The following is a 14,000-nucleotide window of genomic DNA, read 5'->3' on the forward strand; positions in this document are numbered from 1 at the left end:
TTGCTTTGATCTTACGATCAAAGACCCTACACATTTGATTCGTCGAAACTTTATTCAGTTTTCAAAGGTCTACCATGTTCACTTCTTTAACAAGTCAGTGAGCATTTATTATAATAACATGTTATCTGTATCTCGTCAACAACTTTTTTGAAATTATTTTGAGAAATGATTGAAAAGTCATATCAACAGACAACTATTATAATTTATCAAACCGTTGTAAGAATGTCAACAACTTTTTTCAACTAAGTTGAAGCAACTTATTAACTTGCCTCACAACGTTTATATACTATAAAGAATCCCCCTTCAGAAGTCAACACCCCTTTTCTTAACCAGCCCACCCCTAATACCACTAATGACGAACTATCCTTAACATTAACACTCAATAATTAGTTATTCTCCCATAACACTGGCAACAAACATTTCGATAGTGTCAATCAGTAATTCTAAACATTAACAATCAAAAAAAGCAAAAAAATAAAAGCTACATCACCGTGTAGCTTTTATGCTTAATTATTGGTCTTTGGACGCATCGTTGGGAACAGCAAGACATCACGAATTGACTTAGCATTGGTCATCAACATCACAAGCCGGTCAATTCCAACACCGAGTCCTCCCGTAGGTGGCATCCCGTATTCGAGCGCTTCAACAAAGTCTTCATCAATTGGTTGGTACTCATCGTTACCTTCCGCATGTTCCTTTGCTTCCGCTTCAAAACGTTCTCGCTGATCAATCGGATCATTTAGTTCGGTAAAGGCGTTCGCATATTCATTACCTAAAATGTACAATTCAAACCGGTCAGTAAACCGTGGGTCTTCGCGGTTCATGTGGGCTAATGGTGAAATTTCCTTCGGGTGACCGTAGATAAAGATTGGTTGTTCAAGCTGGTCCTGTACCTTTTCTTCAAAGAAGGCATTGATAATATGACCGACCTTCCACCAGTCTTCATATTCAATTCCATTGTCATCAGCCAATTGACGAGCTTCTTCAACTGACATTTCAGGCCAAAAATCTACCCCAGTATACTTCTTGATGGCATCAACCATGTGCATTCTCTCGAATGACTTACTGAAGTCCAGCTCAGTCCCTTGGTAGTTAATCTTTAAATCATTGGAAACTACTTTAGCTGCGGCTTGGAAAATCCCCTCAGTTTCCTTCATAACATCATTAAAGTCAAAGTAAGCCGCATAGGTTTCCATTGTATCAAATTCCGGATTATGGTGAGGGTCCATCCCTTCATTCCGGAAAATCCGACCTAATTCATAAACACGTTCCATCCCACCAACAATCAAACGCTTTAACCGTAATTCGGTGGCAATCCGCATATACATATCAATATCTAACGCATTATGGTGAGTAATAAATGGCCGTGCTTCTGCACCCGAAGCGATATTTTCCAAAATTGGCGTTTCCACTTCAGTAAAATCATTGCGATCCATGTACTGACGGATAGCCTTAATAATCTTGGTACGGGTTTGGAAACGGTCAAAACTTTCCCGGTTCGTAATCAAATCCAAATACCGCTGACGATAAACAATTTCTGGGTCCTGTAAACCATGGTACTTATCTGGTAATGGACGCAAGGCCTTCGTTAAGAAAGTCATCTTCCGGGCCCGAATCGTTAGTTCACCCATCCGCGTTTTAATAACATCACCGGTAATTCCCCAGAAATCACCAATATCAGAATCCTTAAAGACTTGGTAAACGTCTTCGCCAACAATATCCTGACGAACATAAAATTGAATCTTACCACCACGGTCCAGGAGGTCAGCAAAACTAGCCTTCCCGCTGCCCCGCTTGGCAATCATTCGTCCCGCAATCGTCACTTCATTTTGTTGCTCAGCGAGTAATTCTTCACTCTCGTCACCGTACTTAGCCCGGATATCCGTTGAAATATCATGATCCGGTGCAAACCGGTGCCCAAAAGGATCGATGCCCTTCTCACGTAAAGCATCCATCTTTTGCCGGCGCACCACCATCTGATCGTTAAGCTTCTCTTCCTTTGCCATTAAACATCCTCCTTAATTAATTCGCCGCCTGGCGCTTTGCTTGCCGTTCCTCATATTGGTCAAGAAAACGGTCAAAAATTTCATCCGCTTCTGCCTGCTTGGTAGCGGACATCAAGGCCACCTTGGTCCGTGCGGAACGTGGAATCCCCTTGAGGTAGTAAGCAGCTTGTCCACGAAATTCACGAATACCAACGTATTCACCCTTCAAATCACACAGGGCCGCCAAGTGTTCCTTGGCAGTGTGAATTTTTTGTTCAGGGGTCGCTTCTGGTAATAATTCACCAGTTTCCAAATAATGTTCGGTCCGGGTCAACATCCATGGATTCCCCATTGCGGCCCGACCAATCATCACCGCGGTCGCCCCAACCTCATCAAGCATCCGCTTAGCATCCTCAGGCGTCCGTACATCACCATTTCCCATAAATGGCACCGTCAATTGGGAAGCAACTTCTTTCAAGATGTCCCAATCAGCATGGCCGGTATACATTTGCTTTCTAGTTCGACCGTGCATGGCAATGGCCGCAGCTCCAGCGCGTTCTGCCGCCAGGGCATTTTCTACCGCCAGGATATGTTTGTCATCCCAACCAGTCCGCATTTTAACGGTGACTGGTTTTTGAACGGCATCCACAACATATGAAACCATTTCATAAACTTTATTTGGATCGAGCAACCAACGGGCCCCAGCATCAGTATTGACCACTTTATTCACTGGGCACCCCATATTGATGTCGATCACATCAGCATCAGTATGTTGGTCGATAAATTTCGCCCCTTCAACCAGGGTTTCCTTGGTCCCGCCAAAAATCTGAATCCCCATCGGGTGTTCATGGGGGTCAACAGTGGTCATTGAAAGAGTCTTTTTATTATGGTACATGATTCCCCGATCGGAAATCATTTCACAAACCACGTAACCAGCACCAAATTTTTTGCAGATCACCCGGAAAGCCTTGTTAGTGACACCGGCCATTGGTGCAACAACCACTTGGTTGGGAATCTTCACATCCCCAATTTGCCATTCCATGAGCTTTCCTCCTTTTTTCTCAAAATCACAATCAATATTGTATCACAGCATCGAAAACCAACAAACTAATCTTTATCCTTCAGCATTTGGCGAAGCTCATCTTCGGAGAATTCGTACTTTTTTCCACAGAACTGGCAAACTGCCTGGGCACCGTGATCCTGATTAATCATTTCCTCAAGGTCTTCTTTTTTGACACTCGCCAGGGCCTGAGAAAAGCGGTCTTTTGAGCAATCACATTGATACTTCACCGGCATCTTTTCGAGGATTTTGAGTTCTTGGCCGGCAAAAATCTTTTTGAGAATGTCTTCGGGAGTTTTCCCGTCTCTTAACATTTCTGAAACGAGGGGCAGTCCCTGAATTGACTTTTCCAAGTCCGCGATTTGCTCATCTGAAGCACCTGGCAAGACTTGTACCAAGAAGCCCCCCGCAACTTCAATCGAATCATCTGGATTGACAAAGACAGACAAACCAACCGCAGAAGGGATTTGTTCAGACTGAGCCAGGTAATATGTAAAATCATCACCAAGTTCACCTGAAACAAGGTTAACCTCACCAGTATACGGTGTTTTATCAGCAACGTTCATCTTAGTGACCGACAAAGTTCCCTGCTTACCAACCGCTCCGGCAACATCAATCTTGCCATTACTATTCAAAGGAAGGTTCACATGGGGATTATGGACATAGCCCTTCACAGTGCCATTGGCAGTTCCATCTGCCACAATAAAGCCCACTGGACCATTCCCTTGAATTTTCACGGTCAAGCCTGCTTGGTCGCCTTGTAATCCCGAAGTTGCTAACAAGAGTGTCCCAACTAAGGTGCGCCCGAGGGCTGCAGAAGCCGCACTCCACGTTCCATGAATTTTTTGAGCTTCACGCACCAACTCCGTTGCGTTGACGGCATAGGCCCGAAACATCCCATGTTCGGCCGTCGCCTTTACCAAATAATCTTCAGTCATCATTGTTACCTCCAATTAAGATCTTGTTTCCATTCTAACATCAATTTGAATTAACCAGAAATGCAAAGAGGCCGGGAAAAACCTCTAACTTAGCTGTAATACGAACAGCGCAGTACAACAATGGGCTCCAACATCCGGTAAAACCGAATGCTGGAGCCCTATTGTTGCTTGCGGGGGCGTTAATACGAAGTCGTAAACGACTTCTGTAACGCTCCCTCTAAATTCAATTTTAATTGTCTTCTGGTTTGTGATCATCAGTCGATTGGTTTGAATCATTCGTTGATTCATGACCTTGATCAGCATCGTCAGCGGTTGAATCATGCCCAGCAGCCTGGTCATCCGGTTGATCGATTGCGGCCGTTTGGTCGTCTTGATCAGCCTTGGCGTTTTCACGCCGTTCAAGTTCACGCTTGGACTCTTCAAAGGTTGCTGCCCGTTGTTCATCTTCCGCGGCTTCAACATCCTTTTCAGGCATCTTACCGTACTTGTACAAACTAAGAATTTGCTTTTCATCCAGCGTTTCGTACTTAAGCAAGGCTTCGGCAATCAACTTGTGTTGGTCACGGTGCGTTTCGATAATGTGCAATGCCCGTTGGTGACCTTCAGTCAGAATCCGCCGAACTTCTTCATCAACCAATGCGGCCGTCTTTTCAGAATACGGTGATTGATCATAACCTTGGCCAGTAAAGACTTGGCCAGAACTTTGCAGTTCAACTGGTCCAATCTTATCACTCATCCCGTATTGGGTAACCATCGAACGCGCAATTTGTGTTGCTTGTTCAAAGTCATTCGAAGCACCCGAAGATTGTGAGTTGAAGATTAATTCTTCGGCTGCACGACCACCCATTAAACCAGCGATCTGTTCTTCGGCATTCTTCTTACTCATCAGCATTTGGTCTTCCTTAGGAAGCATGATCGCGTATCCGCCGGCTCGACCACGTGGCACAATAGTAACCTTGTGAACAACCCGCGCATCGTTAAGGACTAACCCAACGATGGTGTGCCCAGCTTCGTGGAAGGCAACGGTCTTCCGTTCTTGTGGCGAAACGACCCGATCCCGCTTAGCTGGACCAGCAATTACCCGATCTTCGGCTTCATCAACGTCAGACGCATCAATTTCCGTCTTATTCCGCCGGGCGGCCAATAATGCAGCTTCGTTTAAGAGGTTTGCAAGGTCAGCCCCAACAAAACCAGGGGTTTGCTTAGCAATTTCCTTTAAGTCAACGTCCGGTGCCAACGGTTTGTTCTTCGCGTGAACACGAAGAATTGCTTCACGACCCTTCACATCAGGACGACCAACCAGAATCTTTCGGTCGAAACGACCTGGCCGCAATAAGGCCGGATCAAGGACGTCTGAACGGTTGGTAGCGGCCATTACAATGACCCCTTCGTCACCTTGGAACCCATCCATTTCAACTAACAGTTGGTTCAAGGTTTGTTCACGTTCATCGTGACCACCGCCCATGCCATTACCACGTCGCCGACCAACGGCGTCAATTTCATCAATAAAGATGATCGATGGGGCATTCTTCTTTGCTTGGTCAAAGAGGTCCCGGACCCGGCTAGCACCAACCCCGACGAACATTTCAACGAAGTCAGAACCAGAAATCGAGTAGAACGGTACCCCCGCTTCACCAGCAACGGCCTTAGCTAACAAGGTCTTCCCAGTACCTGGAGGTCCTTCCAAGAGGACACCAGATGGGATCTTGGCACCAAGCTTCATAAACTTCTTTGGATCTTTCAGGAATTCGACAACTTCGACCAGTTCCTGCTTTTCTTCTTCTTCTCCAGCAACGTCAGAGAAGCGAACCTTATTGTCCTTCGAATTAGATGGTTTTGCTTTCGACTTACCAAAGTTCATGACCCCACGGCCACCACCTTGGCCAGCTTGCCCCATCATCATGTAGAAGAAGAGAATCATAATGACGATTGGCAAAGCTGTAACTAACAGGTTCACCCAAATGCTATTGGATTCCTCTGGGTGAGTCGAGATCTTCACGTTATTTTTATCCGCATACTTTTGTAATTGGCTAACCGTGACATCACTTTGCAAAACAGAGCTTTGGAAACTAGTCGTGGTGCTTGACTTTTGGTTCATCAACGAGAGCCCAGTTTGGTTACTATTGGAAACCTTTTGTGGCTTTCGATAAGTCCCCGTAATCTTGTAAACACCACCATTTGGTTGGACTTGGAAACTCTTAACTTGGTTCTTTTTCAGAGCAGTTACAAACTGCGTTTGGGAGACATTTTTACTTTGCCCGGCAGTATTGTTGCCACCAAAGAAAAAGTACACAATCCCCATGATACACAGGAAAATAACTGCATAGAAGAGCACGTTATGAGTAAAGCCGTTATTTTTACGATTGTTGTTCATAACAACCTCCTATTTCTAGCAGTGTTGATGCTTAATAATTACAGTGCATCTATAATAGCATATTTGACCATCACTGACCAATATTTTATCATGATTTTCGTTGGTAAACTTCAGGCTTCAAAACCCCGATATATGGCAGGTTACGATACAGTCCCTTGTAATCAAGACCATAACCGACCAGGAACTCATTTGGCACATCAAAACCAACATAATCAGCATTGACATCAATTACCCGACCTTCGGGTTTATCAAAAATTGAACAAACCCTAATACTATTGGCGCCGCGGTCTTGCAAAAGATCAATCAAAAACTTGAGGGTCCGACCGGTATCGACAATGTCTTCGCAGATAATGACATCTTTACCCTTAATGTCATTCTTGAGATCATGGAGTAACTTGACCGAGCCTGTCGATGCGGTGCCCCCTTGATAACTAGAAACATCTACAAAGTCGATATGCGCATACAAATCAAGTTTCTTATAGAGGTCAATTGTAAACATAATGGCCCCGGTGAGCACGGCCACGACGACAATGTCCCGCTTACCAGCATAGTCATGACTAATCTGAGCTGCCAGTTCGCCGACCCGATGGTCAATTTGTTCCTGATTGTAAATGACACGTTCAATATCGTTATTCATTATTCTCTCCCGTAACTGCTTTTCGGCAAAAATAGACTTGCTGATGGTGATCATGAGCGGCATAGCGATCTAACCAAGCGGTTTTATGACCGATTAACCAAAGCACCTGACCCAGATGGTCAACCATCACGACCTCTTGCTGGCGCAAATTCAATGGAACCTTTTGATCAATTAAAATTCGCCGTACTAATTGATGGTGCCCAGATTTCAAGCGGAGCCGATCACCAGGCTGCCATTGCCGCACACGCAGTGGTTGCTGCTCAGGCGTCAGCAGAATCGTCGCCTCAACCTGTGCAACTGGTGTCGTAAAGACTCCATATTGATAACCATCAGTCCCTGAATACCAATGGTCAAATTTTACCATAAAATCAGCCACTGACGAATCGTTTCGCGTTAAATTCTGAACTTTTTTTAGCTCCGCAATCTGATAGTTCTTAATTAGCAACCAATTGGCGTTGACAGTCACCTGTCCTTGGGGGCGTTGCCGATTCATTAAGAAATGGTCCAACTGCGTTAATTGCGCAGTTGTGACATCGTAAATTGCTGAATGATTGAAGTAATCACGTAGCAAAAGTTGCCGAATGGTTGGCTGGTATTTCTGATATGAAGTTAGTTGTAATTTCCCTTTTGGGTCCACCCACATTTCATCATCCAAGGTTTGCTCCTGCCAGTCGAGCAAAGAGGTTAACTGATCGTGGAGCTTTAACAAATGATCCAGAATTTGGGGATTTTCACTGGCCAGTTCTGGTAAGTAATGATGGCGAATGCGGTTCCGTAAGGTTGCATCAGCCTGATTACTGGCATCCTCAAACCAGTGGATCTGGTGTTGCCGCGCGTAGTCAACTAGTTGTTGTTTCGGAATTCGTAATAGGGGATGCAGCACAGTGGCGGACCCCAAATGGCGGGCCTCCTTAATTCCGACTAATTCACTCAGTTCGCCGGTGCGTAATAGCTTCATCAACATCGTTTCGGCTAAATCATTTTCATGGTGGGCAGTTAGCAGCAATTGCGCTCCTTCTTTTGCTAGAACTTCGCGAAAGAAGCGGTAGCGTTCCTGCCGGGCCGCCATTTCAATTCCCGTTTGCGGGTGATCTTCCACTACCCACTGATCAACAAACAGGCGGAGGTGATGTCCCTGACAATAATCCCTGAGGTAGCGTTCTTCCTCCCGGCTCTGCTCCCGCAAATGGTGGTTCACATGGGCCACCACAATCCGTTCTACTGGCACCAATTTTTGCAGGAGCGTCAGTAATACCATCGAGTCAACCCCCGTAGAAACGGCCACCACGAGCGGTTGCTGATTAGTAAAAAAACGGTACCGTTCCAGGCACCGTTTTACTGTTAAGCGTAATTGGTCAGCCATTAGCTACGCCGGCCGCCACGACCGCCACGTTTACCGTCAGTTTGCCGTTTCAAAGTGGATAAACGGGATTCGCTTTCTTTCATATAATTGGCAAGCATATCATCGAAGTGGCTCTTTTCATGACGTCCGCCAAAGCCATGATGTTGCTGACGTTGATGATTAGCCGGCCGGTGAGCAAATTGGTCATTGTTGTGATGATGCTGATCATGGTGATGGTGGTCACGATGAAAGTCATGGTGGTCACCCTGTTCGTCATTTTGCGCTGCCTTGATTGATAAAGCGATCTTGCCATCATCCGCGACCTTCGTAACCTTAACCGTGACTTGGTCCCCCACAGTTAATACGTCATGAATATTTTTAACATACCGGTTTGAGACTTGACTAATGTGTACCAAGCCAGTTTGGTGATCAGCTAAATCAACAAACGCCCCAAAATTTGTGATTCCGGAAACAGTTCCAGTAACCTTTGCTCCTTCTTCAATTGCCATGAACCAGCAATCCTCCTAATTCTAATAAAAATTTAATCTTCCTGAGTATATCATAATCACGCCGTCAATTGATAGAGTGATATTTATAAAATCTAAAAATAAGGTCTAGAATGTTGAACCATCAACTATTCTAGACCTCATTGAGTTCGTCGAATCAAATTATTCGACCGTTGTCAGCTAACTGTTACTTCACAAAATTATAAAGTGTTTCGCCATCTTTAGCATAATTATATTTTTCACGCACGAGTTCTTGGAGATAGTTAGGATCGTGCAACTTTTTAACCTGTTTTTTAAGTTTGCCATTGGTGGACTGCTTTTGGGCCAACGTCGTGTTGGCTTTCGCAATGTTGCCATTGACCTTGCTTTGTTGCCGTTTCACCCCAATTAGTTGAATCGCTAAAATGAGGAACAACACTACAAATACCCCTAAAATAATTTGTGCCCGGCGAACGTGAACGTGATAACGATACGCTTGTTCACTGGTCCGTTCACGGTTTCGTTGACGAGCGAACGGTGTATTAATATTTGTAATATTGTTTTTAAAACGTTTCTTCATTCCGTAATCCTCACTTTGACTTATCAAGAATAAAGTTCCTCAATTAGCCGTGTCAACTATCTACTCCATTTATAATCATATTAGCAAAAATTACCGCGAAATACTAGCTTCAATTAATAAACAACTAATTATAAATAGTTAAGTAACTGACCGCTAATTGTTAGAAATCGTTCTTAAAATCTTCTTCATAACTAATGTCGAGAATTTCGTACATTTCCTCGGCTTCCGCCTTTTTGGTCGTTTCAACAATCCGCTTAACCTTGACCTGTTCGGTTTTATTGCCAAATTTGATCGTTAACACGTCGCCCGTGTGAACATCAGTTGACGATTTCGCCAGCTTATCATTAATCAAAATTCTGCCCTGATCAGCGTTTTTTTTGGCAACGGAACGTCGCTTAATAATTCGTGAAACTTTTAAAAATTTATCTAAACGCATGTAATTTTCCTCATTTCTTTGTCTGTGTTTGGGCTTCTTGAACCGTCGCCGCTAACTCAGCAACCACTTTGAGAAGTTGGTGAAGCCAATCCTGCTGGCTCATCTTTGGCTGAATAATTAAGCGGACCGTTAATTGTCCATCATCAGTTTCGCCCATTGTGGCCTTAAACCGGGTTTGAGCAACTGCTTTCATCACACCAGCGGCTTTCAAATACTGGTTAGCTGCTTTGGCAAAGGTCAAATTCAAGTTATCTTGATGTTGCTTAATCTGCGTGAGCAGTGCTTGGTCAGCTTCCATTTTAAGTTCACCAATTAATAACAAATTTGCGACTGGCTGACCATAGTCTCCGAAGCGATCGATCAGATCACCCTGAATTTCCAGTAAATCATCCTTATTCTGTGCCTGACGAATCGTTTTATACAATTCGATTTTTTGGCGTTGATCAGCCACATAATCACTCGGCAAGTATGCCTCCACTGCCACATCGATCTCAGCATTGGAAGTAGCCTTTTGCTGCTTTCCTTGTTTTTTCGCCACGGCATCCGCCAACATCGACGAATACAGGTCATAACCAACGGAGTCGATAAAGCCGTGTTGTTGTTTACCAAGTAAGTTCCCAGCGCCCCGGATCGCGAGGTCACGCATCGCAATCTTGAACCCGCTCCCCAACTCAGTAAAGTCCCGAATCGCTGCGAGTCGTTTTTCACCCGGTTCAGTCAGGACCTTATTAGGCTGGTACATGAAGTAAGCGTAGGCAACCCGGTTGCTACGCCCAATCCGCCCGCGAATTTGATACAACTGGGCCAGCCCCATCCGGTCGGCGTTTTCGACGAAGAGCGTATTGACGTTTGGAATATCCACCCCGGTTTCAATAATTGAGGTTGTCACTAACACGTCGTATTCACCCCGGATAAAGTCGTACAACACCCCTTCAAGCTGGGCTTCAGTCATTTGACCGTGAATATAACCAACCCGGGCTTCTGGAACCATCGTTTCTATCTCGTGGACAACCTGCTCAATGTCGTTAACCCGGTTGTGCAAGTAGTAAACCTGACCACCACGTTGCATTTCACGGAGAATCCCATCACGGATGGCTGTCCAATTTTGTTCCATCACGTAAGTTTGGATTGGAAAACGGCCAACTGGCGGTGTTTCCAAAACCGAGAGGTCCCGGACACCCAGCATTGACATGTGGAGGGTTCGGGGAATTGGGGTCGCAGTCAACGTTAATACATCAACGTTGGACTTAATCTGCTTCAATCGCTCCTTGTGTTTCACCCCAAACCGCTGCTCTTCATCGACGATCAGGAGCCCCAAGTCCTTAAAGTGGACATCTTTGGAAAGAAGTCGGTGAGTCCCCACAACAACATCAATGGAACCATCCGCGAGTCCCCGTTCGATTGCCTTCATCTGCTTTGGTGTGCGGAAGCGCGACATCATTTCAATTTTAATTGGAAAGCCTTCAAAACGTTCCCGCATGGTATCGTAATGCTGTTGTGCCAAAATGGTGGTTGGTACTAAGAACGCCACTTGCTTACCACCAGTCACAGCCTTAAAAATTGCCCGTAAGGCCACTTCGGTCTTTCCATAGCCAACATCACCGACCAGTAGCCGGTCCATTGGCTTTGGGGTTTCCATATCTTTTTTAACCTCTTCAATGCTCCGCAACTGGTCCTTGGTTTCGGTATACGGAAATTCGTTATCAAACTTTTCTTGCAGGTAATCGTCCTTGGGAAAGGAAAACCCCTTCGCCGTTTGCCGTTTGGCATAAAGGTCCACCAGATCGCCAGCAATATCTTCTACCTTTTGGGCCACCCGCCGTTTTGTTTTGGCCCATTCGTTGCCACCTAATTTATTGATGTGTGGTTTGGTGGCTTCTGAAGAAACGTATTTTTGCACCAAATTTAGCTGGGTTACCGGGACGAATATCTGCGCATTGTCACGGTAGTTAATCACCATGTAGTCCTGGTGTACCCCGTCCACGGTCATCGTTTTGATTCCTGAAAAGAGCCCAATCCCGTGATTGACGTGAACTACATAATCACCCGGCTTGAGGTCCGTGTAATTTTTAATTCGTTCGGCATTTGCGAGCTTTTGGGAACGGGGGCGCCGCTTCTTCACCTGTTTGAACATTTCCGCTTCGGTAATGACGACTAAGTTCGCCGCGGGCATTTCAAAACCACTGTGTAAAGAAGCCGCAACCAATTGCAATTGGTGTAATTGGAGGTCATCAAATTGGGTTTCTACGGCCTGAATCTGAAAATCCGCCAAGGTTTTAGCGACGCTGGCCCGGCGCTCATCGCTCTTCGTTAAAATCACGATTGTTTCCCCTTGGTCTTGGAACCGTTGGAGCTCATTTTTTAGTAGTTCCATTTGGCCAAAGAATTGTTCCATCGCCCGGGTTTGTAATTCAACGATTTGTTGAAAACGCAGCTGACCCATCCCCTTTTTGAACAGGGCAAAGAACAGTTGGGCATGCGAATCGTGCGTTAATTGTTGGACTGCATCATTCCCCAGTGAGCCAACATTTTGGCGTTGGTGATAATCAACCCGTTCCTGTTGCCACTGTTGTTCATCGGCCGCCAAGTCCTGGTTGGTATCCTTAATCCGAGAAAAATCGTCCACGATCACGACCCCAGTAGTTGGCAAGTAGTCCAAGAGGCAGGCAGGCCGCGGGTAAACAAGGTCGGCATAGGTTAAAAAGCCGTTAGTTAAATTGCCGGCATCAAGAGCATCGAGGAGGGGCCGAAAATGATTTTCGATTTGGCGACCATCGTCCTCGTCAGTAGCTAACTTTTGCAGTTGGGTATCCTCATCCTGAAATTGCTTCTTTAAAGAACCTAATTGCTGCGGATCAACAACCAGGTCGGTCGCTGGGAGAATCGTCACCGCCGCCACGTTTTCGATACTCCGCTGACTATTCGCCTCAAAGTAGCGGATCGAATCCACTTCCGTATCAAAAAGGTCAATCCGCACGGGGGCCGTCGTGTTCAGAGCATAGATGTCGATAATTGAACCTCTGACCGCAAAGTCACCTGGCGCCATCACCATCTTTTGGCGTTGGTACCCCATCACTGCTAGTTTTTTAACAGTATCCTCCAGATCAACTTCGCCCCCGACCTTAATCTTCAATTGGGCGTTTTCAAAGACCTGGGGACTAGGTAATGGGCGGCGCAACCCTGCCGTCGCGGTCACAATCACTGCTGTCTGCCCAGTCAAAAGGGCATTGAGTGCTTGCACCCTTTGTAAACGGTAATTAGGTGAGCTCGTCGCAATCTCCATTGCCAATGATTCTTCCACCGGAAATTGGTACACCGCAGTTTCCGGAAGTAGATTCTCTAAATCATCCGCTAATTCCTGCATATGAAATAAACTATCGGTGACCACCAATTGGGGGGCCGTTAAATGGTGCTGGAGGGTCGCCAATAAGGTTGTCTTACCTGAACCACTTACCCCAGTTACCAACTGCCGGTGTTGCGCAGTCAGTTGTTCTGTAATTTTTGAAAATTGTGGCGTTTGCGCCACGAGGTCCTCAATTTGCAAGTGGCAATTCCTTCTTTCTACTTAGTTATAGTCGTTCATTAATTGATCAAAATCTTCACCATGGACCCAATCGACCAGGGCCCGTTCTGCCGTCGCCACGGCGTTATCAAAATCTGGCCGTTCAGCTGGTTTAAACTTCCCTAAAACGTGGCTGACCACCGTACCTTGGGCTGGATGGTCAATTCCCAACTTCACCCGGTTAAACCGGTCGGTTCCCAAATGCTGAATAATACTTTTTAGTCCATTGTGCCCACCGGACTTGCCATGGGCTTTCAGACGAACTTTGCCAACCGGCATGTCCAAATCATCATTGACGATGACGACATCTGATAAATCCAGGTCATAATAATCCACTAGCGGTTTAACAGCCCGTCCAGAATCATTCATGAAGGTCGTGGGTTTAACCAACATTACTTTCTCACCATCAAGCATGCCCGTGGCGATAACTGCTTCGATGTTTTTGGCATGTTTGAACGCTCCCAGATGGTAGTCACGGGCAAGTTGTTCCACAACCATAAAACCGGTGTTATGACGAGTCTCATCATAACGAGTTCCGACATTACCAAGGCCAACAATCATTTTCATTTTTTCAATCTCCTTTAACTACAAAAAGGCCGCG

At 45.6% G+C, this 14,000-nt stretch carries 11 protein-coding genes; all 11 read right to left on the reverse strand.

Features of this window, described 5'->3' with window-relative positions:
- Positions 1-506 precede the first annotated feature (506 nt).
- The 11 genes from lysS to pth all read right to left on the reverse strand — a co-directional run bounded on the left by lysS (position 507) and on the right by pth (position 13,966).
- Entirely contained in the window at positions 507-2,006 is a 1,500-nt protein-coding gene (lysS, locus tag NFR43_RS07685) for a lysine--tRNA ligase (protein WP_251548063.1), read from the reverse strand.
- Between the two features lie 16 nt (positions 2,007-2,022).
- A complete protein-coding gene (gene dusB, locus NFR43_RS07690; protein ID WP_251548065.1) occupies positions 2,023-3,027 on the reverse strand; it encodes a tRNA dihydrouridine synthase DusB in 1,005 nt (334 codons plus the stop codon).
- 65 nt (positions 3,028-3,092) lie between these two features.
- Positions 3,093-3,986: an Hsp33 family molecular chaperone HslO gene (hslO, locus tag NFR43_RS07695; protein WP_251548067.1), complete on the reverse strand. Its 894-nt coding sequence runs from the start codon at positions 3,984-3,986 to the stop codon at positions 3,093-3,095.
- Positions 3,987-4,212: 226 nt separating this feature from the next.
- Complete coding sequence (gene ftsH, locus NFR43_RS07700) at positions 4,213-6,357, reverse strand: ATP-dependent zinc metalloprotease FtsH (RefSeq protein WP_251548069.1); 2,145 nt, start codon at positions 6,355-6,357, stop codon at positions 4,213-4,215.
- Between the two features lie 88 nt (positions 6,358-6,445).
- A complete protein-coding gene (gene hpt, locus NFR43_RS07705) occupies positions 6,446-6,994 on the reverse strand; it encodes a hypoxanthine phosphoribosyltransferase (RefSeq protein WP_251548071.1) in 549 nt (182 codons plus the stop codon).
- A complete protein-coding gene (gene tilS / locus NFR43_RS07710) occupies positions 6,987-8,357 on the reverse strand; it encodes a tRNA lysidine(34) synthetase TilS (protein WP_251548073.1) in 1,371 nt (456 codons plus the stop codon). Before tilS ends, hpt begins: the two co-directional genes overlap by 8 nt.
- A complete protein-coding gene (locus tag NFR43_RS07715; RefSeq protein WP_251548075.1) occupies positions 8,357-8,845 on the reverse strand; it encodes a S1 domain-containing RNA-binding protein in 489 nt (162 codons plus the stop codon). The genes tilS and NFR43_RS07715 overlap by 1 nt, the downstream gene beginning before the upstream one ends.
- 184 nt (positions 8,846-9,029) lie before the next feature.
- On the reverse strand, positions 9,030-9,401 hold the full coding sequence (locus NFR43_RS07720) for an FtsB family cell division protein (protein ID WP_251548077.1): 372 nt from the start codon (positions 9,399-9,401) through the stop codon (positions 9,030-9,032).
- A gap of 160 nt (positions 9,402-9,561) precedes the next feature.
- Complete coding sequence (locus tag NFR43_RS07725) at positions 9,562-9,837, reverse strand: RNA-binding S4 domain-containing protein (RefSeq protein WP_251548079.1); 276 nt, start codon at positions 9,835-9,837, stop codon at positions 9,562-9,564.
- A 10-nt stretch (positions 9,838-9,847) separates the two neighbouring features.
- Positions 9,848-13,381 carry a transcription-repair coupling factor gene (gene mfd, locus NFR43_RS07730; protein ID WP_251548081.1) on the reverse strand — a complete coding sequence of 1,178 codons (3,534 nt, stop codon included), beginning with the start codon at positions 13,379-13,381 and terminating at the stop codon, positions 9,848-9,850.
- A 21-nt stretch (positions 13,382-13,402) separates the two neighbouring features.
- Positions 13,403-13,966: an aminoacyl-tRNA hydrolase gene (pth, locus tag NFR43_RS07735; protein WP_251548083.1), complete on the reverse strand. Its 564-nt coding sequence runs from the start codon at positions 13,964-13,966 to the stop codon at positions 13,403-13,405.
- Positions 13,967-14,000: the final 34 nt, after the last annotated feature.

The sequence above is a fragment of the Limosilactobacillus caecicola genome (assembly GCF_943192935.1).
Taxonomy (GTDB): Bacteria; Bacillota; Bacilli; order Lactobacillales; family Lactobacillaceae; genus Limosilactobacillus; species Limosilactobacillus caecicola.